General features: G+C 43.3%; 19 protein-coding genes. 4 read left to right on the top strand and 15 right to left on the bottom strand.

What is annotated here, in order from left to right; all coding sequences use genetic code 11:
* Positions 1 to 7: 7 nt before the first annotated feature.
* The 3 genes from T541_RS0104200 to T541_RS0104190 are packed head-to-tail and all read right to left on the bottom strand — an operon-like array spanning position 8 to position 4,561.
* A complete protein-coding gene (locus T541_RS0104200) occupies positions 8 to 1,444 on the bottom strand; it encodes a sensor histidine kinase (RefSeq protein WP_026651496.1) in 1,437 nt (478 codons plus the stop codon).
* Entirely contained in the window at positions 1,445 to 2,146 is a 702-nt protein-coding gene (locus T541_RS0104195) for a response regulator transcription factor (RefSeq protein WP_026651495.1), read from the bottom strand.
* A gap of 15 nt (positions 2,147 to 2,161) precedes the next feature.
* Positions 2,162 to 4,561: an endonuclease MutS2 gene (locus T541_RS0104190; RefSeq protein ID WP_026651494.1), complete on the bottom strand. Its 2,400-nt coding sequence runs from the start codon at positions 4,559 to 4,561 to the stop codon at positions 2,162 to 2,164.
* Between the two features lie 120 nt (positions 4,562 to 4,681).
* Here T541_RS0104190 and T541_RS18795 point away from each other — a divergent pair, with 120 nt between their 5' ends.
* Positions 4,682 to 6,031, top strand: coding sequence for a S1C family serine protease (locus tag T541_RS18795; RefSeq protein ID WP_051538085.1), 1,350 nt, complete (start codon positions 4,682 to 4,684; stop codon positions 6,029 to 6,031).
* A 36-nt stretch (positions 6,032 to 6,067) separates the two neighbouring features.
* Positions 6,068 to 7,012, top strand: coding sequence for a 3'-5' exoribonuclease YhaM family protein (locus tag T541_RS0104180; protein WP_026651493.1), 945 nt, complete (start codon positions 6,068 to 6,070; stop codon positions 7,010 to 7,012).
* 58 nt (positions 7,013 to 7,070) lie between these two features.
* On the opposite strand, the gene T541_RS0104175 is transcribed toward T541_RS0104180, so the two are convergent.
* The 4 genes from T541_RS0104175 to T541_RS0104160 form a co-directional block, all read right to left on the bottom strand.
* Positions 7,071 to 8,228, bottom strand: a complete 1,158-nt coding sequence (locus tag T541_RS0104175; protein WP_026651492.1) for an aminotransferase class I/II-fold pyridoxal phosphate-dependent enzyme — start codon at positions 8,226 to 8,228, stop codon at positions 7,071 to 7,073.
* Positions 8,225 to 8,713 (bottom strand): Lrp/AsnC family transcriptional regulator, encoded by a 489-nt coding sequence (locus tag T541_RS0104170; protein ID WP_026651491.1) that lies wholly within the window; start codon positions 8,711 to 8,713, stop codon positions 8,225 to 8,227. Before T541_RS0104170 ends, T541_RS0104175 begins: the two co-directional genes overlap by 4 nt.
* A 61-nt stretch (positions 8,714 to 8,774) precedes the next feature.
* Complete coding sequence (locus T541_RS0104165; protein ID WP_026651490.1) at positions 8,775 to 9,749, bottom strand: AIR synthase-related protein; 975 nt, start codon at positions 9,747 to 9,749, stop codon at positions 8,775 to 8,777.
* 36 nt (positions 9,750 to 9,785) lie between these two features.
* Positions 9,786 to 11,351: a VanW family protein gene (locus T541_RS0104160; protein WP_026651489.1), complete on the bottom strand. Its 1,566-nt coding sequence runs from the start codon at positions 11,349 to 11,351 to the stop codon at positions 9,786 to 9,788.
* A gap of 72 nt (positions 11,352 to 11,423) precedes the next feature.
* Here T541_RS0104160 and T541_RS0104155 point away from each other — a divergent pair, with 72 nt between their 5' ends.
* Positions 11,424 to 12,053 carry a hypothetical protein gene (locus T541_RS0104155; protein WP_026651487.1) on the top strand — a complete coding sequence of 210 codons (630 nt, stop codon included), beginning with the start codon at positions 11,424 to 11,426 and terminating at the stop codon, positions 12,051 to 12,053.
* Here the strand turns inward: T541_RS0104155 and galT are convergent.
* The 4 genes from galT to T541_RS18790 all read right to left on the bottom strand — a co-directional run bounded on the left by galT (position 12,028) and on the right by T541_RS18790 (position 17,439).
* Positions 12,028 to 13,569, bottom strand: a complete 1,542-nt coding sequence (galT, locus tag T541_RS0104150) for a UDP-glucose--hexose-1-phosphate uridylyltransferase (RefSeq protein ID WP_026651486.1) — start codon at positions 13,567 to 13,569, stop codon at positions 12,028 to 12,030. The two genes, T541_RS0104155 and galT, sit on opposite strands and share 26 nt — an antisense overlap.
* A 21-nt stretch (positions 13,570 to 13,590) precedes the next feature.
* A complete protein-coding gene (locus tag T541_RS0104145; RefSeq protein WP_026651485.1) occupies positions 13,591 to 14,772 on the bottom strand; it encodes a galactokinase in 1,182 nt (393 codons plus the stop codon).
* 292 nt (positions 14,773 to 15,064) lie between these two features.
* Positions 15,065 to 16,210: a toxic anion resistance protein gene (locus tag T541_RS0104140; protein ID WP_026651484.1), complete on the bottom strand. Its 1,146-nt coding sequence runs from the start codon at positions 16,208 to 16,210 to the stop codon at positions 15,065 to 15,067.
* A gap of 29 nt (positions 16,211 to 16,239) precedes the next feature.
* Positions 16,240 to 17,439, bottom strand: coding sequence for a 5-bromo-4-chloroindolyl phosphate hydrolysis family protein (locus T541_RS18790; RefSeq protein WP_051538084.1), 1,200 nt, complete (start codon positions 17,437 to 17,439; stop codon positions 16,240 to 16,242).
* A 150-nt stretch (positions 17,440 to 17,589) separates the two neighbouring features.
* Here T541_RS18790 and T541_RS0104130 point away from each other — a divergent pair, with 150 nt between their 5' ends.
* On the top strand, positions 17,590 to 18,501 hold the full coding sequence (locus tag T541_RS0104130; RefSeq protein WP_026651483.1) for an AraC family transcriptional regulator: 912 nt from the start codon (positions 17,590 to 17,592) through the stop codon (positions 18,499 to 18,501).
* A gap of 65 nt (positions 18,502 to 18,566) precedes the next feature.
* Here T541_RS0104130 and T541_RS0104125 read toward each other — a convergent pair whose 3' ends face one another.
* The 4 genes from T541_RS0104125 to T541_RS18785 form a co-directional block, all read right to left on the bottom strand.
* Positions 18,567 to 21,047: a glycogen/starch/alpha-glucan phosphorylase gene (locus T541_RS0104125; protein WP_026651482.1), complete on the bottom strand. Its 2,481-nt coding sequence runs from the start codon at positions 21,045 to 21,047 to the stop codon at positions 18,567 to 18,569.
* Positions 21,048 to 21,225: 178 nt separating this feature from the next.
* The gene (locus T541_RS0104120) at positions 21,226 to 23,367 is read right to left on the bottom strand and encodes a hypothetical protein (RefSeq protein WP_026651481.1); all 2,142 of its coding nucleotides are present in this window, start codon (positions 23,365 to 23,367) and stop codon (positions 21,226 to 21,228) included.
* 22 nt (positions 23,368 to 23,389) lie between these two features.
* On the bottom strand, positions 23,390 to 24,595 hold the full coding sequence (locus T541_RS0104115; protein ID WP_026651480.1) for a protoporphyrinogen/coproporphyrinogen oxidase: 1,206 nt from the start codon (positions 24,593 to 24,595) through the stop codon (positions 23,390 to 23,392).
* Positions 24,592 to 25,299 (bottom strand): glycosyltransferase, encoded by a 708-nt coding sequence (locus T541_RS18785; protein WP_034465972.1) that lies wholly within the window; start codon positions 25,297 to 25,299, stop codon positions 24,592 to 24,594. Before T541_RS18785 ends, T541_RS0104115 begins: the two co-directional genes overlap by 4 nt.
* Positions 25,300 to 25,365: the final 66 nt, after the last annotated feature.

The following is a 25,365-nucleotide window of genomic DNA, read 5'->3' as shown; positions in this document are numbered from 1 at the left end:
ATCCTATCTAGTCATCAGCATCCATAACTGCTGCCTTTGGCAGGGAAAAGATAAACTCAGTTCCCACACCAACTGTACTGATGACGTTAATGTTTTCTTCGTGGGCCTTAATGATCTCTTTTACGATGGAAAGGCCAAGGCCTGTGCCCTTCTTATCCTTACCTCTTGAGGTATCTGACTTATAGAATCTGTCAAAGACAAGCTTCTGATCCTCTTTAGGGATACCGATTCCGCTATCCTTAACAGACACAAACACCTTACTGTGCTTCTCGGTGGTCTCAATCTTAACGCTGGAGCCCTTGTGACTGAACTTAATGGCATTGTCCACCAGGTTATACAATACCTGCTGAATCTTGCTCATGTCAGCATTTACCAGCATCTGCTCGTCGGTAAGCACCAGCTCAATGCCGATATTCTTGTCCATACAGGTTCCACCAAAGGATTCCGCCACGTTCCTGATGACCTGATTGATATCAAAGTCTGCTCTATCCAGCAGCATTCCCTTGGTATTCAGGTTATTAAGTGTAAGAAGCTCATTGGTGAGCTTGGTAAGTCTGTCAGTTTCGTTGATAACGATACCCAGGTACTTGCCATGCATCTCCTCTGGAATAGTTCCATCCTGCATTGCCACAAGATATCCTCTGATTGATGTAAGGGGAGATCTGAAATCGTGGGAAACATTGGCAACGAACTTCTTCTGGTCATCCTCCTGACGGGCGATCTCACCTGCCATGTAGGAAAGTGACGCTGCCAGATATCCCATTTCATCCTCTGACTCCACAGAGAATTCATACTTCATATTGCCGGCTGCGTACTGCTCTGTTGCCGTAGTGATCTTCCTAAGCGGAATGTACACCAGCTCAGTAAAGAAGATAAGGATTATCAGTGAAAGCAGGAACAACACTATCAGCATCAGATATGAGATGTTAAGGAAATCATTGGCTGATGCCTGAATGGAAGCCACAGGAGTATGAACTACCACGTAGGCCTGAACCTTATAGTTGGACTGGATAGTGATGGGCGCGAATACGCTCAGCATCTCCTGGTCAAAAGAGCCAAAGAAGTCACCGGTAGTATAATAAGAGCTTCCCGTTGTAGTGGGATCAAAGCCCTCAACCACTATCTCATCGCCAGGTCCCAACAATCTTGAAGAATCCAGAACCAGTCGACCTGAAGGGTTGACGATCCAGATGGTAGTATCATCCAGATATCTGGAAAGAGCTACAATCTGTGTATGAACCGTATCAAGGGAAGTCTCTGCATTATAAAGGTCAGCCGCATAGGTATTGGCTATCTGGGTGGCAAACTGATACATGGTGTCAGCCTTGTCTCTTCGAAGTCTCTCATAGGTCATGCTGTAAACAAAGGTTGCAACCACTATGAAGCCAAAGATAGCAAACAATACGTAGGCCAACAGAAATTTTAAATAAAGAGTTCTCTTCATTTACTGTTGTACCTCAAACTTGTATCCAATTCCCCAAATTGTGGCAAGACGCCAGTTGGCATGATCACTTAACTTCTCACGAAGTCTCTTGATATGCACGTCTACTGTTCTTGTATCTCCGATATACTCATAGCCCCAGATCTGATCCAGGAGCTGTTCTCTTGTAAATACATGATTAGGAGAAGCAGCAAGGAAGTACAAAAGCTCCAGCTCCTTAGGTGGCATATCCACCCTTTCTCCCATGTAATTAACTGAATAGTTGGTCATGTTGATCTCAAGGTCAGGATATCTTACGATCTTGTCGTCTGACTCCTGGGTCTCCATGGTCTGTGGCTTATATCTTCTAAGCACTGCCTTTACTCGTGCCACAAGCTCTTTTGAATCAAAAGGCTTCTCCATATAGTCGTCAGCGCCCATCTCAAGGCCAAGAACCTTATCAAAGACCTCGCCCTTTGCTGAAAGCATGATGATAGGCACCTGTGACTTAGTCCTTATCTCTCTGCAAACCTGATATCCGTCGATGCCTGGAAGCATAAGATCCAAAAGCACCAGATTAGGCTTAAAGGTATCAAAGGTATTGATCGCAGACTCTCCGTCATTACAGATTCTGGTCTCAAAGCACTCCTTGATAAGGTACAGTGAGATGAGCTCTGCGATGTTATTGTCATCATCTACAATTAGAATTTTCTGTTTAGTAGCCATTTAGTCCCCCTGTTATTACTTCATGAATGTAACTATTGTTACGCCTGCGTCGCCCTCGCCAAACTCACCGAGCTTGAAGGACTTAACGTAAGGCACACCCCTCAAATAATTATGAACAGCTTCTCTAAGGATACCAGCACCCTTTCCATGCACAACTCTCACGTTGTTAAGATGAGATACATAGGCATCATCAAGGTATTTATCCAATGCAGCGATGGCGTCATCACTGTTCTTACCAATAAGATTGATCTCTGTTCTTATGCTGGCAGCTCTTGAAAGATCCATCTTTCCCCCGGAAGAGCTTGTATTCCTGCCATAGAACTTCTTCATGGCAGCCTTTGGATCCTCATCCTTAATAAGCACCAGATCTCTTATATTGGCCTTGGTCCTCATGATTCCGCACTGGATGTAAAGGTTACCATCCTTATCAGGCTTGGAACTAATTGTTCCCTTAAGTCCCATGGATACGATCTTAACTGACTCACCAAGCTTAAGCTGAGATTCCTTAAGGATTGGATGGGTCTCCTTGGGCTTTTCCTTCTTTGCTGACATGGCCTTATTCTTATCAGAAACCTTCTGACCAACGCTGGTCCTTGCTCTTTCAAGATCCTGCATTGTAGCATCAGGCCCGGCCTTTCTAAAGGTCCTGATAGTCTCATCAGCAAAGTCCTTGGCCTCCTGAAGAATATCTCTTGCTTCCTCGTTGGCCTTACGGATAATGTCATCCCTTTGTCTGTCCAGCTTATCGCTCTTTTCCTCAAGCCTTGCCTTAAGCTCTTCAACTTCTTTCTTGTACTGCTGGATCTCAAGCCTCTCGCTTTCAATGATCTTACGGCTCTTCTCCAGGTCAGCAAGCAGGTCCTCAAATCTCTTATCGTCAGTGCTTATCTGCTCCTTGGCAGCCCCAATGATCTCATCAGAAAGTCCCAGCTTGGAAGAGATTGCAAAGGCATTACTCTTTCCAGGAATACCGATAAGAAGCTTATAAGTTGGTCTCAAGGACTCAACATCAAACTCACAGCTGGCGTTCTGGATACCCTTTGTATTAAGGGCATATACCTTAAGCTCGCTGTAGTGGGTTGTAGCAAGGGTTCTGATCTTCCTTCTGTGAAGATCATTAAGTATTGATATGGCAAGGGCCGCACCCTCTGTAGGATCAGTTCCTGCGCCAAGCTCATCGAAAAGACACAGCGAATTCTCGTTGGCATTTTCCAAGATCTTAACGGTGTTAGTCATATGTGATGAGAAGGTAGACAAGGACTGCTCAATACTCTGCTCATCTCCAATGTCCGCATACACCTCATCAAACACTGACAGTTCTGATCTATCTCCTGCAGGAATCGCAAGGCCCGCCTGTCCCATCAATGTTAAAAGACCTACCGTCTTAAGAGTTACTGTCTTACCACCGGTATTAGGTCCGGTGATAATGAGCATATCGAACTCTCTGCCTGCGTAGACATCAATTGGAACCACCTTTTCTTTTGGAATAAGAGGGTGTCTACCCTTCTTGATATCAAAGGCGTGGATATCGTTAAATACTGGTGTTATAGCATTTATTGAAAGGGCATAAGAAGCCTTGGCAAATACGAAATCAAGATCTGTCATGATCTCGCTGTTATACTTGATAGCTTCCACATGCTCTGCAGTCTTAAGGCTAAGCTCAAGGAGAATCTTCTCAATCTCTGCCTGCTCCTGAAGAGCCATCTCTTTTAACTTGTTATTAAGCTCTACTACTGCGGCAGGCTCAATGAAAAGGGTTGATCCGGAAGATGACTGGTCATGGACAATACCATTTACCTGTGACTTGTACTCAGACTTAACAGGAATACAGTATCTGTCGTCACGCATGGTAACAACGAAGTCCTGAAGATAGGTCCTCATTGAGCCGTTGATCATCTTGCCAAGCTGCTCATGGATCCTGTCATTGGTCAGCATGATGCCGCGTCTGATGTGCTTAAGTGTAGGGCTGGCATCGGAGCTCATCTCCTCTTCGGAAACGATGCACCTTCTGATCTCGGCAGATACAAAGGTAAGGGGCTCAAGCATGCTGAATGCTTCTGATAATGAATCCCCCTCCTCGTCATCTCTCTGAGGTCTTCCATAGGTCTTTACCCTGTTAACATTGTCAAGAAAAGCAGCAACCTTAAGAAGTGAAGCCATGTCCAGTGAGCTTCCGATCTTAAGTGCCTTTAAGATTCCGCTAAAATCCTTATTGTCGCCAAAGGAAGTTGATCCCTTTTTGAAAATTCGCGCGATGGCGTCCTTTGTCTTTTGCTGATTCTTCCTAATCTCTTTAATATCAGATGAAGGCTCCAACTCCAGGCACATCTTCTTTCCTGGCTCTGAGCTGGCAAACTCTGAAAGCTTCTCGATTATTTTGTCATATTCTAAAATGTGTAATGCTCTTTTATTCATTTCTAATACCTACTGTGTTACATAATCATCCAAACTACAGTTTATCATTTAAACGGCTTTATTACTAGGTGAAAAGAAGCTATAATGATATAGATTATATTTCTATGGGGAGGTTCATTCATGCCAGCAAGTCCCGACGATAATAAAAATGAGAATCTGGCCAACACCAAATTCATAAGTGAAAAGATAAAACAACGACCCATCAACAGAAAGAAGCTTCTTAGAAGGACCATTATCACAGTGTCTATGGCTGTGGTCTTTGGCATAGTTGCATGCCTTACCTTCCTTCTGCTTCAGCCTATATTCAGTAACAGACTATATCCGGAAAAGGAGCCTGCAGTAGTTTCTCTTCCAGAAGAGTCAGCCAGCGACGAGCTTTCTCCAGAGGAGATGTACGCAGACGACAGTCAGATCGCTGCCGATGAAGCCCTAAGTCTTGAGGCATCTCAGAAGGATCAGATCGATGAGGCTATCGCCTCCTACTCTTTTGACTCTTCCGATTATGGCAAGGTTATGCAGTCCCTTAAGGCAGTTGCCACATCTGCTGCCCAGAGTATGGTAACTGTTACCACCATCAAGAACGACACCAACTGGTTCAGCTCCTCCTACGAAAGTAGCGGAAGTGCTTCTGGCCTCATCGTTGCAGACAACGGAACATCTATCTTCATCCTTGTTCCAGCAACCGCGGTGTCAAAGGCAGAATCTATCGGCGTCACCTTCAACAACGGAGCCTATGCCAGCGCTGAGATAAGTCTCATTGATTCAATCACCAATCAGTGCATCATCACAGTTAAGAGATCAACTCTTACAGAGAACACCAGACAGTCTATTGTTGTTGCAACTCTTGGAAGTTCCAACTCCAACGGTCTTACAGGTCTTCCAGTAATAGCAATCGGAAGCCCTATCGGTGTTCAGGATTCCATCGCCTACGGAATCATCACTTCTGAAAAGACACCTCTTGACCTGGCAGATACAGATTACAAGCTTCTCACAACAGATATTTATGGAAGCACCCAGGGAAGCGGAGTTCTCATTAACCTTGAGGGCCATGTCCTTGGAATAATTGATATGTCCTACAACTCAGAGGATCTTCCCAACCACATCTGTGCCATTGGTATCACAGAGATGAAGAGCCTTATAGAGGATCTTTCAAATGGCAAAGAAAGGGCATACCTGGGAGTTCACGGAACCACCATTCCACAGGATATTCAGACAGCCCAGAATATTCCTCAGGGCGCCTACATCACTTCCGTTGAGATGAGTTCTCCTGCCATGAGAGCAGGTCTTCAGAGCGGTGACATTATCACCTCAGTTGACGGAACAGAGATTACAACCTATGAACAGCTTATTGGCAAGCTTGCTCTATTACAGCCAAATGATATAATAACAGTTACTGTTATGCGTCAGGCACCAACAGACTATATTACAATAGAACTATCTGTGACACTGTCCAGTTCGACCCACGACTGATCACAGAAGTAGCTACTTAGAAATGAGGATTTTTTAATGAAGTTTATCAAGGATTTAAAGCCCGGTGACCGCATTGCTGACATCTACATGTGTAAGCACAAATTAAGCGCCACTACCAAGAACGGCAAAGAGTACTTTTCTGTTACTCTCCAGGACAAGACAGGCACTGTCGATGCCAAGATCTGGGAGCCTAACAGCGACGGAATAGATGAGTTCGACGACACAGATTACATTGATGTATTTGGAGAGGTTACAAGCTTTAACGGAGCTCTTCAGATCAATGTAAAAAGAGCTAGAAAGTGCCACGAAGGTGAGTACGACCCAGCACTTTACCTTCCAGTTTCTTCCAAGGACATTGAGGTAATGTACAAAGAGCTTCTTGGTATTATCGGAAGCATCACTAACCCATATCTTAAAAAGCTCCTTGAGAAATTCTTTGTTGAGGATGAGGCCTTTATCACAGCCTTCAAGAAGTCCAGCGCAGCTAAGACTGTTCACCACGGATTCATCGGCGGACTTTTAGAGCATACCCTTAGCGTTACCAAGCTCTGCGACTACTACTGCACAGCATATCCAATGCTTAAAAGAGATCTTCTCTTAACTGCATCCATCTGCCACGATATAGGTAAGACTCGTGAGCTTAGCCTATTCCCAGTTAATGACTACACTGACGAGGGACAGTTCCTTGGACACATCGTTATGGGATGTGAGATGATCGGTGAGAAGGCAAGATCAATCGAAGGCTTCCCTGAGCTGTTAAAGCAGGAGCTTCAGCACTGTATCCTTGCTCACCACGGTGAATTCGAATACGGTTCACCTAAGAAGCCATCCATTATGGAGGCTGTAGCACTTAACCTTGCAGATAATACTGATGCCAAGATGGAGACCTTCACAGAACTTCTTGCTAACATCACTGCTCCTGGCTGGCAGGGTTACAACAAATTCTTTGAGACCAACATCTTCGATACCAAGATGGAATAAACAATACAAAATAAGAGTGTCTGGATACTCCAGACACTCTTTCTTTTTCAAAAGTAAATCAAAGCTTAGAAATAAATCTTTCAAATCTCTCCATGGCAGTCTTAAGGTTTTCCAAAGAATATGCATAGGAAATTCTAATAAAGCCCTCTCCGCAGTCTCCAAAGGCTGTGCCAGGAACAACTGCCAGCTTCTCCTCTTTAAGAAGCCTTGTACAGAACTCATCACTGCTCATGCCAAACTTCTTGATGCAAGGAAATACATAAAAGGCTCCAAAGGGTTCAAAGCAAGGAAGACCGATTCTCTTAAACTCATTTAAAAGATATCTTCTTCTGTGATTGTACTCTTCCCTCATCATGGCCACATCATCATCACCGTTTCTAAGGGCCTCAACAGCCGCATACTGGCTGGTTGTAGGAGCACACATGATAGCAAACTGGTGAATCTTGACCATCTGCTTCATGATAATCTCAGGTCCGCAGGCATAACCAAGTCTCCAACCGGTCATGGCATAGGCCTTTGAAAAGCCGTTAATAAGAATTGTTCTTTCCTTCATGCCAGGGATAGAAACAATTGATACATGCTTATCCTTGTATGTAAGCTCACTATAGATCTCGTCTGAGATAACATACAGATCTTTTTCTATAACAACCTTAGCGATCTTCTCAAGCTCTTCCCTGCCAATAATGGCTCCAGTAGGATTATTAGGGAATGGAAGAACCAGGATCTTGGTCTTGTCTGTAACCTTCTCAAGAACCTCTTCAGCTGTAAGGCTAAAGTCATTCTCTTCCTTAAGCTCAATGAAAACAGGAACAGCATCTGCAAGAATTGTACATGGTTCATAGGATACATAGCTTGGCTGAGGGATAAGTACCTCATCTCCAGGATCCACCATAGCACGAAGCGCAAGGTCAATAGCCTCTGATCCACCTACAGTTACGAATATCTCCTTTATTGGATCATAGGTTACTCCCTGTGTCCTGTTTATGTAATTGGAAATTTCTACTCTTAGCTCTTTTAATCCGGAATTGGAAGTGTAGAAGGTTCTGCCCTTCTCAAGGGAATAGATACCCTCGTCTCTGATGTGCCAGGGTGTATCAAAGTCTGGTTCACCAACACCAAGAGAAATAGCCCCTTCCGTCTCCTGCACTATATCAAAAAACTTTCTGATTCCAGAAGGCTTAATATCAACAACCTTCTTGCCTATTGGATTTCTCATGGTGTGATTATCTCCCTTGTATCTTCATATTTCTTGGTAAGAATTGTACCGTGATCCTTGTACTTCTTGAGAATGAAGTGTGTGGCGGTACTAAGAACAGTGTCCAGAGTTGAAAGCTTGTTACTTACAAAGCTTGCAACCTCCTGAAGAGACTTGCCCTCAAGAATTACCATGAGATCAAATCCACCACTCATAAGATATACGCTTGTAACCTCAGGATATTTGTAGATTCTCTCAGCAATTGAATCAAATCCAAGGCCTCTCTGAGGTGTAACCTTAACCTCGATAAGGGCATTAACTTTCTCAATGCTGGTCTTGGACCAATCGACCATAGTATGGTATCCGCAGATGATACCTTCTTCCTCAAGAGCTTTTAGCTCATTGGCCACCTGTATCTCCTCCGCGCCAAGAAGTACACTAAGTTCATGTACATCAATTCTGCTGTTCTTCTCGATGATGTTTAAAATCTCTTCTCTTGTTCCCATACTTTCTCTCCTTTGGTCTATTTGTCCATCTATTCTATCATACTACACTTATCTGTCTGACTTAGGATAAAATCTTAAGAGCCTCGTCAGACTGAGGGAGATCCAAGTATCTCTCCTCCTCCAGATTATGTATCATTCTGTCATTTCCCTTTATTGTTCTTCCGATTATCGCGGCGGGAATGCCCTTTTCCTGCAAATCTCCCACCAGCCTTTCACCATTGTCAGTTGATAGCAAAAGAGCTCCTCCTGAAAGGATCTGATACGGATTGAGGCCAAAATGATCACAGATTTCAACTGTTTCCTGTCTTATAGGAATTCTTCTAAGGTCCACATCAAGGCCAACACCTGCTTTGGATGCAAACTCCCATAACGCGGCAAAGATACCACCATTTGATATATCGTGAGCTGCTGTGATTCCTGATTCCATGGCAGCCTCAATATCTTTTCTCACATTAAGGATATTCTTAAAATCCATAGCATCATGGATAAATGTGGATGGATATCTGGTGGCCAGCTCATCATATTTCTCTTTGGCAATCATCGCTGTGGCTTCAAGGCCTACCCACTTAGTCACTACCAGGTCCTGATCTGGTGCGGCTTTCTTATCAAAGAGCGCATCATCTTCCTCGGCTGACCCAACAGCTGTCACAGTTACCAGGGGTCTGTTCACCGCTGAAGTAACCTCTGTGTGTCCTCCGGCATATAAGGTACCAACTGCTTTACAGCCCTCTATGGCATCTGCCACGATCTTCTTAAGGACTGATTCTTCACTATCTACAGGTAGAAGAATGCTGACCTCAACATGATCACATGGAATATTCTGCGCAACCAGTGCATTTGCTGCCTTTACAACACCGTAAAATCCCGGATCACTAATGTCCACCGTCACCGGACAAATGGTGGAAAAAGTCTTTTTATCCACAGAAAAAGCGCAGTCTGTCCCTACAGCTGCGCTTGTGTCATGTTTAAATTCTGTATGTAATGGTTTTAAAACTGAACGCTTCAAAGCATTCTCAGTTATCTTGCCAATTCTCATATAACTCCTAGACATATACAATTTGATGATCAAAGATCAGCCGTCGCCGCCGTCTCCATCCTGATTAGCTTCTGCCTGCTGCTGAAGCTGTTCATTAGCTGCATCTACAGCCTGCTGAGCCGCTTCCTGAGCCGCCTGTGCACCGTCGGTTCCCTCAGCACTCTTAGCCGCCGCCAGAGCTCCAGCTACAGACTTGATTGTTGCAAGATCACCTGTGGCAATAGCTGTATTAAGCTGATTAAGCATCGCATCATCTGCACCTGCAGTACCAACAGTAATGATCCTTGGTACCATCTGATATGTGCTGGAATTAACCACTTCTCTGCTTGTTACTGTTCCGTTCTCTGTTACAACCTTCCAAAGCTGCGCCTTATAACCAATATGGGCAGACTGAACACCTACATATCCTACAGGCTGGGATGGATCTGTGACAATCTTATCTGCAGAAGCAGGTGTTGTCTCAATAACCTCGCTCTCGTAGGAAACCTTATGTCCGGCATCTCTTGTCTCAACGCCGTAAACATTGAATGTAATGTGCTTGTCAGAAGTTGTATATCCCTCGATATAGATAGGATAATCTGTATTGTTGATGAACTTGAAGTTCTTACCACCAGACTCTGCAATAGCCGCATCTGCTGATGGTGAAACGTAGTTAACAATCATTGAATGACAATGTCTTTCTGTAACCTCAAGCTCTGCTAAAAGAACTGCATTATAAAGTGTAGTAGATACCTGGCAGATTCCACCGCCAAAGCTCTCAACTACTACTCCATTCAAGTAAGATCCTGCAAGGTAATATCCGTTAGCCTCTGAAAATGGTGTGATCACATCAAGAACAGAGAACTCCTCTCCAGGATAAACTGTAGTACCATTAATAAGTGAGCAGCCGTTGGCAACGTTGGCACTTCTTGCCTGGCCTGATGACTTATAGCTTGTAGTGTAGGTTCCAAGGACGTCTTTAACCTTTGCGAGATCTTCAGCACTTCCCAGTGGCTCATCAGCCTTAACAGAAAGAGCTACAACATTATTATCTCCTGTAATGCCATCTGCAATGTAATTCTTAATGGCAGTTGAGGACTCAGTCTCGTCTACAAGATAGCCGGTCTGGCCTTCTGTGATCTCAAAGCCCTCACCAGTCTTCTTAAGGCCGTAATTAACTGTTTCCTGATTGAATTCTCCTGAACATGTTGCAACTATAGCAGCAATAGCCTCTTCGTCGTAGCCAAACTCAAGGCTGCAGACTACAGGCTGATTCTCAAGATCTTTGTTAGCCTTATATCTCTGAACCACGTTCCCCACATGGCCAAGAGCATAGGCCTCTTCTATTACACCAGGATTACTCCAGGTAATACCGAGCTCGCTGGCTGTGATAGTAAGCTCTTTACCCTCACCAGCAGAAAGAACTATCTCCTTCTGGCTCAGTTCATTCACATAATTATTGATTGCTTCTGTTGCCTCAGTCACTGTCATGCCGGAAACATCCACATCCCCCACATGAACCCCCTTGGATATAACTCTGCCATCTTCAGCATGAGCTGTTATACAAGGACAGAAAAACAGGACTAAAGCCAGTAATAACAGGCCCTTAACAAATTTTTTCATAATACGTCCTCAAACAAAAAAATATGCTATTATGATAATGGAAATCATAGATTTACTGAAAGGATATTATAGATGAAATTACCCTTTTTAGCAAGCTTCATAGTATTGTGCGTCATCTTCAATATCAGCATGCGCCGTGTCAGTCGTAAAGTCGAACAAAACGAAGAAAACTTCTGGGAAAAAGAGGCCCAGGCTAACAATGTCAGGAAAAAGAGCCTCGACACCCTTGAATATGTCAAAATCCCTGTAGATACCCTTCCCTTCGGATTCGAAGCAGACAACGAGGCATTAACAGCCTGCGAGGAAGAGGTTCTTGCACTTAAGAATGAAAAGATTGTTAATCTGACAGGTATTAGTAATACCGATCTTAAGCTTGCCTATGGCACAGCCAATATTACTCCCCTTACACAGTATGATCAGAACTACACATCACTTGTAATTTCTCTTCAGAAATGGGGCCAGCTCTTATACGACCTTGGCTACTATCCAGAAGCTACCAAGGTTTTAGAATTTGCAGTTAAGACAAGAACTGATATCTCAGCCACTTACCGCACTTTGGTGGATCTTTATAAAACAAAACTGGGGCTAAGCGAAGAAGAGATCAATAAAAAGCTCGATGGAATCATGCCCATCGCCAAAGAACTCAACGCACTTAGCCGCCAGCAAATCGTAGATCTTATAGAGAATTCAAAGATCGTATAAATCTGTCAAATGCTTCCTGTCCCTGTGGGGTGCGCTTATATACACCTGCATCCTCCAGGACATGCATAAATACTTTTCCAATTTCTGTCTGTAAAATATTGTCTATATTGTCTTCTGTGATGGAATCATAGTTCTTAGAGAACTCATCAACCCAATCAGCGTGCTTTTCAAGGACTTCGTCCTTTCTAAGATCTTCGCCCTTAAGGATTGCTGCCTTAAGATCCCTCATCTCTGTCTTAAGTCTTGCTGGAAGTACTGCAAGTCCCATAACCTCAATAAGACCAATATTCTCTTTCTTGATATGATGAAGCTCCTTATGTGGGTGGTAAACACCAAGTGGATGCTCATCTGTTGTTATATTGTTTCTAAGGACAAGATCAAGCTCGAACTTATCTCCCCTCTTTCTTGCGATAGGAGTGATTGTGTTGTGAGGTGTTCCGTCAGTCTCTGCCAGGATAAATGCATCCTCGTCAGTGTAGCCTCTCCATGCACCAAGGATCACATCAGCAAGCTCAATGATTCTTGAAACATCTGTGCCTGCAAGTCTGATAACAGACATAGGCCACTTAACTACGCCGCTTTCAACATCCTCAAAGCCTTTAACTGTAAAGCTTCTCTCAACTTCTGCCTTGGCCATTGCAAAGGTATAATGACCACCCTGGAAATGATCATGGCTAAGGATTGATCCGCCAACTATTGGAAGGTCTGCATTGGAACCAACGAAATAGTGTGGGAACTGCTTAACAAAATCAAAGAGCTTACAGAATGTATCATGCTCAATCTTCATAGGAATGTGCTGTGAATTAAACACGATGCAATGCTCGTTGTAATATACATATGGTGAGTACTGGAAGCCCCACTTTGAATCATTGATGGTTACAGGAATGATTCTGTGGTTCTCTCTTGCAGGGTGATCCACTCTTCCCTGATAGCCCTCATTCTCCCAGCAAAGCTGGCACTTAGGATATCCGCTCTGCTTAGCATTTCTTGCAGCAGCAATTGCTTTAGGGTCCTTCTCTGGCTTAGAGAGGTTGATAGTAATATCAAGATCACCGTACTCTGTAGGTGAAACCCACTTCATATCCTTAGCAATTCTGTAGCGTCTGATGTAATCAGTATTCTTAGAGAAGTTGTAATAAAAATCTGTAGCCTTCTCAGGACTCTCTTCATAAAGAGCCTTAAACTCTTTTATCACTTCGCTTGGACGCTTAGTCATTTCGCCCATAAGCCTTGTATCAAAAAGATCTCTGTATACAACGCTGTCATTCTCGATAAGGCCATTCTCAGCAGCATAATCATCAAGTGCTCCAAGAACCTCCTCAAGATATGTGCCATCCTCAACCTTATCTGAAGGAATAGCCTCTGCAGTTTCAAGAACATCAGCGATCTCAATATCACAGGAATCCAATCCAAGAAGGATCAAAAGAGAATTAACTGTGTAGATAATATCCTCTTTCTCCACCAGGCCTGTCTTAACGCCATATGCAACAAGTCTTTTTATTGCATCATTAACCATCATTTCTAATCTCCTTAACGCTTAAATCACTTCTGGACCATTACCGATCTCAACAGTATAGAATGTGCAATCATAGCCGATCTTATTCTTGTAGTTCTCTCCAACTACCTTCTTGAAGTTCTCAATTGCCTCATCCTTAACGATAGAAACTGTGCAGCCACCAAATCCGCCGCCTGTCATTCTTGATCCGATGACGCCAGGAACCTTCCAAGCCTCCTCAGCAAGGGTATCAAGCTCAACACCAGTTACATCATAGTCATCACGAAGTGATTCGTGGGACTGTCTCATAAGCTTACCAAAGTGCTCAAGATCGCCATCCTTAAGGGCCTTAACTGCCTCGATTGTTCTCTGGTTCTCATATACAGCGTGCTTAGCCTTCTTCTGCATATCTGGATCTGTTAAAAGATCTTTATTAGCCTCAAACTCTTCGATTGAAAGATCGCCAAGAGCCTTAATATCAAGCTTCTTCTGAAGGATAGCAAGAGCCTCTTCACACATGCTGCGCCTTGCGTTGTACTGAGAATCTGTAAGCTTGTGCTTCTTGTTAGTGTTAGCGATAACGATCTTAGCTCCCTTTAAGCTGATAGGAGCATATTCGTAAGAAAGATCTGCTGTATCAAGGAAGATAGCGTTATTCTCTTTACCCATAGCAGATGCAAACTGATCCATGATGCCGCAGTTGCAGCCATTGAAGTTGTTCTCTGAATACTGTCCAATAAGGGCGATATCCTGGTTAGTAACATCAAATCCATAGAGATCTCTTAAGATAAATCCTGTAAGAACCTCAAGAGAAGCTGATGATGAAAGACCTGAACCATTAGGAATGTTGCCATAGATAACCATGTCAAAGCCCTTATCAAGCTTCATTCCTCTCTTGGCAAATGCCCAAACAACACCGATTGGATAGTTAGTCCAGCCAGCTTTGTCTGATGGCTTAAGCTCTTCATCAAGAGTTGTTCCATATACACCGAACTTCTCCTGGTTTACTGAATAAAACTGGATATTGTTGTCATCTCTTTTCTTAACAGCAGCATATGTACCAATTGTGAGCGCGCATGGGAATACGTGTCCACCGTTATAGTCTGTGTGTTCTCCGATAAGATTAACTCTACCTGGAGCAAAATATGCCTTTACTCCATCCTTACTGCCAAATACCTTCTCAAAACTGTCGAGTACGGCCTGTTTCATATTCTGATCGATCATCTAATCCTCCTTGAAGCGCTAGGCTTTCGTAAAATTCAATTAGTTGTTTTATGTGAGTCTATATTAACCTTAACCCCTTTGTATTACTATATCAAATTGTTTCTAACACCTGTCAAAATGTTATATTATAGTACTAACAAAGAGCACCGAACTGCATATTTATATGCATAGTTCGGTGCTCTTTAGTGAGTTAAAAAACATGAGGAAGTAGCACGAACCGTGCGGATTCCGAATGTTTTTTAGGATTGCGACAACGTAAGTGGAGCAATCCGTATAATATAATTTACTATCCTTAGTTCTTAGCTGCCTCGATAAGCTTATCACGGAGCTGGCTCTCGATCTGAGCAAGCTCAGCCTCAGCCTCGTGTCTCTTAGCCTTACCCTCTGTCTGAATCTTAAGAACTTCATCAAGAGTTGAGATAAGAGTCTCGTTAGTGTGCTTAAGAGTCTCGATATCAACGATTCCTCTCTCAGCTTCCTTAGCGCTCTCGATTGTAGCAACCTTAAGAGCATCTGCATTCTTTCTAAGAAGCTTGTTAGTCATATCGTTAACTTCTCTCTCAGCCTGAGCAGCCTGAGTTGCATGCTCGATACCGATGGCGATAACCATCTGGTTCTTCCAAAGAGGAATTGTATTAACGATTGTAGACTGAATCTTCTCAGCCATTACTGTATCTGAGCTCTGTACCATACGGATCTGTGGACCAGTCTGCATAGCGATTGTTCTTGTAAGCTCAAGGTCATAGATCTTTTTCTCAAATCTGTCGCACTTGTTAGCGAAGTCCTTCGCTGCCTCAGCATCCTCAGGAAGTCCTGACTCTGCTGCTTTCTTCTGAAGTTCTACAAGAGTAGTGTTTCTCTCTTCCTCAAGTCTCTTCTTACCAGCAAGGATGTACATTGAAAGCTCCTTGTAGTAGTTGAGGTTAAGGTCATACATTCTGTCAAGAAGCTCAACGTCCTTCATAAGAGTAACTTGATGTCTCTCAAGCTCGTGGCTGATGGTCTCAACGTTTGTCTCAACCTTGCTGTACTTAGCCTTCATCATCTCGATCTTGTTAGCACTCTTCTTGAAGAGAGCCTTGAGGCCCTTCTCGTCCTCTGCGATCTCGAAGTTCTTGAGCTGGCCAACAAGATCAGTGATCATGTTACCAACTTCGCCCATGTCCTTAGTCTTAACGTTGTCGATTGCCTTCTCAGAGAAATCTGCAAGCTTCTTCTGAGTTCCAACACCGTAGTTCATGATTCCTGTTGTATTTGTGATATCTATCTGCTTACTGAACTCTTCAACCTGCTTGAGCTCTTCCTCTGTAAGCTGAGCATCTGCTGCGATATCAGATACCTTCTTCTCAGCCTTTGGTTCTTCTGTTGCTGTAGCAGCCTCTGCCCCAAATGATAATGTAGGTGCTGCTGGCTGTGTGTCAAAATTTAATTCTGCCATGTTTTCCTCCTTGACCCCCACGGGTATTATTATCTTTTCATCTGCATTGCCACGCCCTGGCCCTCAGTTGTAAGTCCGTCCTGAGCCAGCATGGTCTTCATTACTGAGATATCTGATGAAATATCCCAGGCCATATCCTGGAACAAACTATCCAAAAGATTCTCGAAAGCCATGTTGATGGTGTCTATAGCAGATTCTATTTCTTTCTTGGTCTGACTGATATTCTCGCCTTCATGATTCTGCTTATCAAGCTCTATATAAGCCTGTAACAGCTTCTTAGTTGTTGGCAGGTAATAATTCATAAGCTTGTGAAGCTCATCGGCGCTCTGTGGTTCCTTCTTAACCTGCTCAAAAATCTTATTCATAATGTCCTCTAAGTGATAAAGCTTAGTAGACATCTCGTCTGTATCTGGAATTACGTCATTGATGCTCTTAACAAAGGCGATGTACTCCTGACCATCCCTTAAGATCTCGCGTACCTTAGGTGGAAGATTACCAGGAACCTCAGCGCTCTTTTTGATGAGAGTATCTCTCTTAAGCTCTTTGGCTTCTCGTTCTACTCTGTCCTTCTCAGCTCCAAGATAAAGCTGATATGCATCATCTGTGATCATCAGGGTTGTCTCTGTTGAATCAAACTTGGCTCTTGGAAGATAGCCCATCTTGATCATATTCTTAAGGTCCTTGCGAACCTCATCATCTGATTTCATCACAACCTTAGCCAGATCGCTTACCTTAAAGTATTCCTTGCCCCACAATCTGTTACCATACTGATAGTACTTGGATGAAAGCTTAAGCTTCTTGTCTCCTTTGAAGAAAACAAAGCCGCACATGGCAAGTAATATACCAAAGATAGCAGAGCCAACTATGCTGGCTGATGTAAGTGACAATATGAAAAATACAAAAAATGGTATTGCCGGAATTACCGACAGGATCATCTGTGGAAGTCCATCGTACTTACTGACCCTCTTCCACAAGAAAGGGCATGTGACTGGCTTAACGTTATTATTAGGCACTGTATAAACAGTTTGGTTCTTCTTGCCACTAGCATAATATGTCTTCTTAGGAACTGAAGCATATCCTGTGCTGATGTTGATAGATTTAGTGGCATCACTAACTGTCTTCTTAATCTGGTTGGCAAGCTCAGTGAAATTCTGGCTTTCAACAGCTTTAGTTACAGCCTCATAAATCTCATTCCCTATGGAATTAAGATCATTAATGTTATTGCTCAAAACACCCTCCGTATCAATACTTAAACCTTTTTCATAAAACGCTTAATACATTTTAATATAATAACCTCTAAAATACAATTATCGAAACGATTGCAAGCCCAAAAACATCTCGTTAAAATGAATAGTAACAAAGCTCTTGAAAGGGAAAAGATGGAAAAGGCTTATAAACTTCTTTTTAATACCGAAGAAACCGATGATCTGTACGTATACTGCTGTGGTCTGTCCCAGACTCTGCCTGGTCACAGCTTTGGCCCGGCCCTTAAGCCACACTTTATGATTCATTACTGCCTAAGCGGTAAGGGACGCTTTTCTATCGGTGGCAATAAATACGATCTGGAGGAAGGCTATGGCTTTTTGATCGTTCCTGACGAGCTTGCCTACTACGTTTCAGACGACAAGGACCCTTGGACCTATGTCTGGATCGGATTTGGAGGAAGACGCGCTGGCGAGATCGTTTCTCAGTTGGGCCTGTCACTTCAGCAGCCTGTATTTAAGAGTGAAGCTTCCAAGCCCATTTATGACATTGTCAAGGACATGATGGACCACAACACCTTCAGTGTAGAGGATGTGCTTAGGCGAAACGGTCTTCTTTCACTGTTCTTATCCCTTATTGCCTCAGGTATAAGTGTCTCCCAAAAGAGCGACTCAGGCAGCGGCAATTACTACGTAAACCGCGCCCAGGCCTATATCCGAAGCAATTACTGTAACCCTATCAAGGTTACTGACATCGCCAACTACGTCTGTATCAACAGAAGCTATCTATATACACTCTTTGAGAACGCCCTTGGAATCTCGCCTCAGCAGTATCTGACCAGCTATCGTATCGCTAAGGCAAAAGAGCTACTTCAGCTCACCTCGATTCCTATTGAGTCAATTGCCATTTCCTGTGGCTACTCAGATCCACTGGTATTTTCCAAGGCCTTCAGACAGGAATGTGGCATGTCTCCTTCAGCCTACAGGAAGTCCCTTCCTAAGGGTGACAACATCAGCAGCAAGGAACATCTTGCCCAGGTTGAAAAGCTTATTGAGGAAAGACAGCTTGAATCCAACGATCCAAATTAAATAATTAGAATTATAATCAAACAAAAAGGGTGGTCACTATGATGTGACCACCCTTTAATATGTCTTTATTTAACTTCAATCTCAAGCTTGTCCAGATGCCAGATCTCATCAACATATTCCTGAATAGTTCTGTCAGATGAGAACTTACCGCAGCATGCAGTATTCATCATAGCCATCTTAGCCCAGCGCTTCTTGTCAGTATAGGCCTCAGAAATTCTCTTCTGAGCTGACAGATAGGACTCAAAATCCTTCAAGATGAAGTACTGGTCTGCCTTGTTAGAATTGATTGTATTAAGCAGGCAGTTGTACAAAGGTCTAAATAGCTCTTTATCCTTAGAGAAGGTGCCATCAACCATCATATCAAGAACTCTCTTAACATTAGGATTGCTGTTGTAGATCTGCATTGGATCGTAGCCGCCATTCTTCTCATAGTCGATAACTTCCTGAGAAGTAAGACCAAAGATAAAGGCATTCTCCTCTCCAACTTCATTGACGATCTCAACGTTAGCACCATCAAGAGTTCCAAGAGTAACTGCGCCGTTAAGCATCATCTTCATGTTACCTGTACCAGATGCCTCTTTACTTGCTGTAGAGATTTGCTCTGATACATCTGCTGCTGCAAAGATAAGCTCAGCGTTTGATACTCTGTAATCCTCAATGAATACAACCTTAAGCTTACCCTTGATATCAGGATCGTTATTAACAACCTCTGCCACTGAGTTAATAAGCTTGATTGTAAGCTTGGCTGTCAGATAACCAGCTGCTGCCTTTGCTCCAAAGATATAGGTCTTTGGATAGAAGTCCTTGGCAGGATGGTTCTTAATGTCATCATAAACATGGATAACCTGCAGAATATTAAGGAGCTGTCTCTTATATTCGTGAAGTCTCTTAACCTGGCAGTCGAAGATTGACTTAGGATCAACCTTGATTCCATTGTGTTCTAAGATATAAGCCGCAAGTCTTTCCTTGTTCTTGAGCTTAATATCCATGAACTCCTTCTGAGCCTTCTTGTCATCCACAAACTCTTTTAACTTATCCATCTGAGAAAGGTCTGTTATCCAGCCATCTCCAATCTTATCTGTTACCCAGTCTGCAAGAAGTGGATTAGCATGCATAAGGAATCTTCTCTGAGTGATACCATTTGTCTTGTTGTTGAACTTCTCAGGCATCATCTCATAGAAATCCTTAAGCTCTCTCTGCTTTAAGATCTCAGTATGGAGCTTGGCAACACCGTTAACAGAATGGCCGCCAACAATGGCAAGGTGAGCCATCTTAACCTGGTTATCATAAAGGATTGCCATGCTTCTGATCTTGGCCTGAACATCGATTCCTGCAGAACCAGTGTATTTACGCATGATCTGATCCACAAATCTTCTGTTGATCTCATCAACGATCTGATAAATTCTAGGAAGAAGTCTCTGGAAAAGATCTACCGGCCACTTCTCAAGGGCTTCTGCCATGATGGTGTGGTTAGTGTAGCAGCAGGTCTTGGTTGTAACATCCCAGGCCTCGTCCCATGAAAGGTAATACTCATCCATGAGAAGTCTCATAAGCTCAGCTACCGCAACAGTTGGATGTGTGTCGTTGAGCTGGAATACGTTCTTTTCATGGAAATGTCTTACATCATCATGTCTCTTAAGATATCTCTTGATCGCAGTCTGAACAGAAGCAGAGATAAAGAAATACTGCTGCTTAAGTCTTAGCTCTTTTCCTGCAATGTGATTGTCGTTAGGGTAAAGGACTTCGCAGAGCTGGCTTGCAAGGTTCTCCTGCTCTACAGCCTTCTGATAATCGCCCTTATCGAAGGAATCCAGCTGGAAGCACTGAATAGGCTCCGCATCCCAGATTCTAAGGGTGCTTACCACACCGTTTCCATAGCCAAGAACTGGCAGGTCATAAGGCACAGCCTTAACGACCTGATAGCCTTCCTGCTTGAAGACTGTTCTTCCATAGTCATCGGTGTACATATTTACATAACCGCCAAATTTAACCTCTTTGGCGTACTCGCTTCTTCTAAGCTCGAATGGATTGCCGTTCTCAAGCCAGGTATCAGGAACTTCCACCTGATAGCCGTCCTGAATCTTCTGACGGAACATACCATATTTGTATCTGATACCACAGCCGTAAGCCAGATATCCTAAGGTCGCAAGGGAATCAAGGAAGCACGCTGCCAGTCGTCCAAGACCACCATTTCCAAGAGCTGGATCCGGTTCCTGGTCCTCAACAAGGTTAACGTCTATTCCCAGCTCATCAAGAGCCTCCTTAACCGGCTTATAGGCCTGAAGGTTGATGAGGTTGTTACCAAAGGCTCTTCCCATAAGGAATTCCATGGACATGTAATAAACAGTCTTAGGATCCTGTTCAGCCACAGCACGTTGTGTGGTCATCCAATGATCAACGATGGCATCTTTGATGGCATATGCAGCTGCCTGATAAATTTCCTGAGGCGTTGCTTCTTCCATAGTCTTTCTGTAGAGAGTCTTAACATTGTACAGGACACTTCGCTTAAATAGGTCCTTATCAAAAGATAGCTGCTTTTTCTTCATGTTGCCTCCTCGTGATATACAATTTGTAGTCTAGATTATGCTATTACTATCGAATTTGCAATGCACAAGCTTATTTTACCGCAAAAAAACAGACAATTCCATAAAATATACGTAAAATCGTCATTCATGAATCGTTAAAAATCCCCTGTGCTTACGATAAACACAGGGGGTTAATGAATTAGTTAAGTTCCATAACTATATATTTGCTATTTTCGTCTGATTTCTCTATCGCTTCCTTAAATCTGTCCAAAATGCTGCTGTCATAGTCGCTTATCTCAATAAGAGCCTGGGCATCCTCTTTCTTGATGCAAAGATGGCCTGATGCGAAATATCGTTCCTGAAGACTCTCCCAGGTATCTCCACTATACAGATCGCCATTATACACATCTGGACGATACCAGGTGCTTCTGTAGTCCATATCACTCCAGATGATCACGCTCTTCTCTGGAATATTGGCATACTGGCTATCCCAGGTTCCTGTAACTATCTCATAGGCCTTCTGCTCTGTGTTCCAGGTCTCTGACTTAACCATGAAGCCGATAATTACAATGATCACTGTTCCCATAGCCAGCACAGAAAAGCCATGAAGTCTCTTCTTATCAATGCCATTATCAACAAAGATTCCTACAAGTCCCATAACCAGGAGCACTGTTGCCGGTGCAAAGAAGCGGAAATAGAAGGTATCCATGCTGGATCTGTATCTGACAATGATGAATATCACATAATAAACCGCCGCATTCACGATAAGCACCAGGTTAAGAGGGTTCTTTTTCTTGGCAGTAACCACACAGTAGAATATGAGCCCCATCACCAGGAATATGAAAAGAGCTGATATCTTAACAGAAAGGCCACTGATAAATTCCGGGGTTTCTACTGAAAATACGTTAAAGATCTCAGTCATAAGGCTCTTAAACAGATCATCTGTAAGTACTGCGTAGTCATCCCACCAGGTTCCACGGCTTACACCAGTTGGATAGCCGTTCAGCTTCTTGTTCATAAGAAGATATGAAAAGGCAGTAACAACAAAGACCGTTCCTGATACAAATATTCCAATAAGCTTATCCTTATAGATCTTCTTAGTTGGCGCCAGCTTCTCTTTTATCATTCTTGCCAAAAGATATAGCCAATAAGGTCCAACCATGAACCACAGGTAGATTCCAAAGTATCTGGTGAGGAAGGCCAGTATTCCTGAAGCAGAAAGGAGCACATAATCCCTTGTTTTAGGGCTGCTCTCACTGATGATCCTGCTAAAGGCAATTGAAAACAGTAAAAGGAACAGTACAAATGGAACTTCGCTCCAGGTGTAATAGCACATTGTAATGAAGCCTAGATTTGTAAATGAAAGGCCATATAACCAGGCCTTTTCTTTATAGATCACATAAAGTACTGCAAATATAGCTGCGATCATGACCATAGCCACATATTTGCTGGCAAGATAAGCATTTGCGCCAGTTAACATCATGGCGAAGGCGATCATTGCAGGGTATACAATAGGCCAGTTGGCGAAGTGGCTCTTATATCCAGCGATTCCCTCATAGGAAAAGCCATGTCCCTTAAGGAGGTTTACTGCCTCTCTCAAGTATCCGTCTGAATCCGCTGAGATATATACACTATCCACGTAGGATGCCTGATATATCTTAAGAGCCAATGCTATAAATAAAAGCACCAAAAATACTGGTGAAAAGATCTTATATGTCCTGTCATTTTTCTTAAATGATAAAAAGAACGCCGGGTACAACAGATAAGTTATCAACAAAAGAGCTATTATGATCACCACTGGAACTGAGAAATAGAACATCTCTCCATAGGTGACACTCTTGTCAGTTACAACATCAAAGCCAATGGATATTCCAGGCTCATACCCGTTAACCTGCATGAAATATGGATTGCAGCCATGGGCTACAAATGTAAAGGAATATGTGGCACCGTTTTCCATGGTAAAGCTGGTACCTGCGTTGTACCACTGTCCTGAAGACATCTCAGAAATTTGAACTGTAGAAACGGACACTTCATGTCCCTTGTCATCAGAAACCTTGATCTCCAGATTCTGCTCACTGCCTGTGGTAGCTACATCGTCGCCGATATTTAACAAAAGAACCTCAAGGCCCATTACGTCCACTGTTCCAGAGGTATTGGTATAGGTTCTTGTGAGTGGCTCTCCATCGTTAAGCTCCACATATATTGGCTCTGAGCCAAGCTTTGGAAGCTTCTGAGATGTTCTTTGCACCTCAGGAACTGTCTTTCCAAGAAAGACAAGAGTTATAACACATAAAAGCGCCACTAATGCGCTGAGAATTATCTTACTTTTTTTCTTTTCCATACTGTCTCCAGACTAATAGTGGTTATGATAAAAGCTCTTTTGCCAAGTTCATCGCAAGCTGTACAGAAGCGTCGGAATTGTAGTGGGTATGCTCTCCCCATCTTCCAACACCGTACACACCATTTTCCTTGGCGAATCTAAGGATACATCCTATCTGGTTTGGCTTATCCAGCGTATTTATTGGATATGCGTACTCGGAAGTAAAGTTAATGCTTCCTTGCGCCTGTCTGTATCTCTCTGACCTGGTCTCGGTCCAATAGCCCTTGGCACCAGGGAAAAAGTTCTTTCTAACAAGGATTCTGTGATAGTCCTTATCCTCATCTGGAAAGTAGATCCACTGAGCATCAGTATCCATATCCTCTTCATGGTATGTGACCTCGATCGATGTGTGTCTAAGGCTCTTTGCTGCATCTGCAACTTCCTGTGGCGCATTCTTAAGCTCTATAGAGCTCCATGGAATAGTTGTAATGATGAACTCTGCCTCTATCTGGGTTCCATCCCCCAACCTGACACTTCTGTCGGTGAGATTTAGCTCTTTTACCTTCTCTGAGGTCTTAAGGGCATTTCCCAGAGCATCTCCCATGCGGAGCCATATCTCGCCATAGCCGTATTTCTTGGGGTAAAAGAACTGTGCATGACCAGGCTGCTTACCAAAGGCCTTCTTCTGTCTGCAGGACTCCAAGGTCTCTTCGTAGCTAACGTCAGGAAGCTTATCCAGCCAATAGATTCCAAGGTCATTGAGGTTGTCTCCAAACATCTTGCGATTGTAGGGAAGCATGTACTCCTCTGCGATCTTATCGCCAAGCTTCCAGGTTATCCAGTCAATGAATTTCTCAGGCTTTTTCGCTCCTGTGTTGCAGCCTGCCTCTGAGATTGAATCAAGAAACTTTTGCTGCTCATCCTCTGGAAGCTCCCAGATATTGGCTTCAAATGGATGATGAAGCTCGAAGGTTTTAAATCTGATACGACTGTCACGTTCGTAAGAATCCCATTCATCCCTTGGCATGAAGCCAAAGAGAAACTCACAGACTTCTGGTCTTCTTACATCCAAAAAATGCCCACCTCCTATATCAAGAGGTGCGCCATCTATATCTTTGGAGCGGCAAAGGCCGCCAACTTCTCCCTCTGCCTCAAGAAGCAGAAGGTCCTTTTCTCCATTATTCAAAAGATAATTAGCAACGCTAAGACCTGTTGGGCCTGCGCCAAGAATAAGATATTTTACCTTCATCTCATTACCTTTTTCTCATTTTTTTTGAGCATAAATAAAATCTTAAGCGCTTCTGTTACTGACCTCATCTTAAGACTTGAAGTACTGCCTGTGTAGTGGATTGGCACTTCAACGGTGTTAAGATTCCTGCAGTAGAAACGCATCTCTGTCTGGTACATGTGACCTGTAGATAGGAAGGCATTAAGGTCCATGCCCTTTAAAATATCAACCTTGAAAGCCTCAAAGCCGCTGGTCATATCCTTAAGTTTGGTTCCAAGTACTGCGTTAGAAAGGATTGTTCCGCCACTACTAAGAAATCTTCTGTACATTGGCTGATTATCTGTTCCGCCGCCATTTATAAATCTTGAGCCCCAGACACAGTCATAACCTTCATTAAGCTTATCAATAAACTGTGGGATTTCCTCTGGCTTGTGGCTTCCGCCACCGTCCATCTCGATGATCTGCTCAGCTCCGTCCTCAATTGCTCTTCTAAAGCCCTCAAGATAGCAGCTGATAACGCCTTTACTCTCTTTATAGTATATGCACTTAACTCTTCCAGTGCTCTCATAGCTTCTGATAATGTCTGCCGTATTATCTGTACTGTAATCGTCTACTACCGGGTATACAGACAGATTATCGTAAGGTAACGCCAGGATTCTGTCCAAAAGGCTTGCCATTGTCTCGCCTTCATTGGCTACTGGCATTACTATTATTGTCTTTTTCATGTAAAAAAATTCCTTATATTCCACTAAATTTCACAATCGTCCACGTTATAAAATATCACATCCATT

Origin of the sequence: Butyrivibrio proteoclasticus P6B7 (assembly GCF_000622085.1) — a bacterium.
Taxonomy (GTDB): Bacteria; Bacillota; Clostridia; order Lachnospirales; family Lachnospiraceae; genus Butyrivibrio; species Butyrivibrio proteoclasticus_A.
This window is presented reverse-complemented; position numbering and strand designations above follow the sequence as displayed.

Excerpts from the sequence above, each read along its gene's own strand:
- T541_RS0104165 (WP_026651490.1), bottom strand. The coding sequence starts at position 9,749 with ATGAGAATTGGCAAGATAACTGAGAATGCTTTGAAGCGTTCAGTTTTA.
- T541_RS18795 (WP_051538085.1), top strand. The coding sequence starts at position 4,682 with ATGCCAGCAAGTCCCGACGATAATAAAAATGAGAATCTGGCCAACACC.
- T541_RS0104115 (WP_026651480.1), bottom strand. The coding sequence starts at position 24,595 with ATGAAGGTAAAATATCTTATTCTTGGCGCAGGCCCAACAGGTCTTAGC.
- T541_RS18785 (WP_034465972.1), bottom strand. The coding sequence starts at position 25,299 with ATGAAAAAGACAATAATAGTAATGCCAGTAGCCAATGAAGGCGAGACA.
- T541_RS0104155 (WP_026651487.1), top strand. The coding sequence starts at position 11,424 with ATGAAATTACCCTTTTTAGCAAGCTTCATAGTATTGTGCGTCATCTTC.
- T541_RS0104130 (WP_026651483.1), top strand. The coding sequence starts at position 17,590 with ATGGAAAAGGCTTATAAACTTCTTTTTAATACCGAAGAAACCGATGAT.
- T541_RS0104145 (WP_026651485.1), bottom strand. The coding sequence starts at position 14,772 with ATGATCGATCAGAATATGAAACAGGCCGTACTCGACAGTTTTGAGAAG.
- T541_RS0104200 (WP_026651496.1), bottom strand. The coding sequence starts at position 1,444 with ATGAAGAGAACTCTTTATTTAAAATTTCTGTTGGCCTACGTATTGTTT.
- T541_RS0104190 (WP_026651494.1), bottom strand. The coding sequence starts at position 4,561 with ATGAATAAAAGAGCATTACACATTTTAGAATATGACAAAATAATCGAG.
- T541_RS0104120 (WP_026651481.1), bottom strand. The coding sequence starts at position 23,367 with ATGGAAAAGAAAAAAAGTAAGATAATTCTCAGCGCATTAGTGGCGCTT.
- galT (WP_026651486.1), bottom strand. The coding sequence starts at position 13,569 with ATGGTTAATGATGCAATAAAAAGACTTGTTGCATATGGCGTTAAGACA.
- T541_RS0104140 (WP_026651484.1), bottom strand. The coding sequence starts at position 16,210 with ATGGCAGAATTAAATTTTGACACACAGCCAGCAGCACCTACATTATCA.
- T541_RS0104125 (WP_026651482.1), bottom strand. The coding sequence starts at position 21,047 with ATGAAGAAAAAGCAGCTATCTTTTGATAAGGACCTATTTAAGCGAAGT.
- T541_RS0104175 (WP_026651492.1), bottom strand. The coding sequence starts at position 8,228 with ATGAGAAATCCAATAGGCAAGAAGGTTGTTGATATTAAGCCTTCTGGA.
- T541_RS0104170 (WP_026651491.1), bottom strand. The coding sequence starts at position 8,713 with ATGGGAACAAGAGAAGAGATTTTAAACATCATCGAGAAGAACAGCAGA.
- T541_RS0104160 (WP_026651489.1), bottom strand. The coding sequence starts at position 11,351 with ATGAAAAAATTTGTTAAGGGCCTGTTATTACTGGCTTTAGTCCTGTTT.
- T541_RS0104195 (WP_026651495.1), bottom strand. The coding sequence starts at position 2,146 with ATGGCTACTAAACAGAAAATTCTAATTGTAGATGATGACAATAACATC.
- T541_RS0104180 (WP_026651493.1), top strand. The coding sequence starts at position 6,068 with ATGAAGTTTATCAAGGATTTAAAGCCCGGTGACCGCATTGCTGACATC.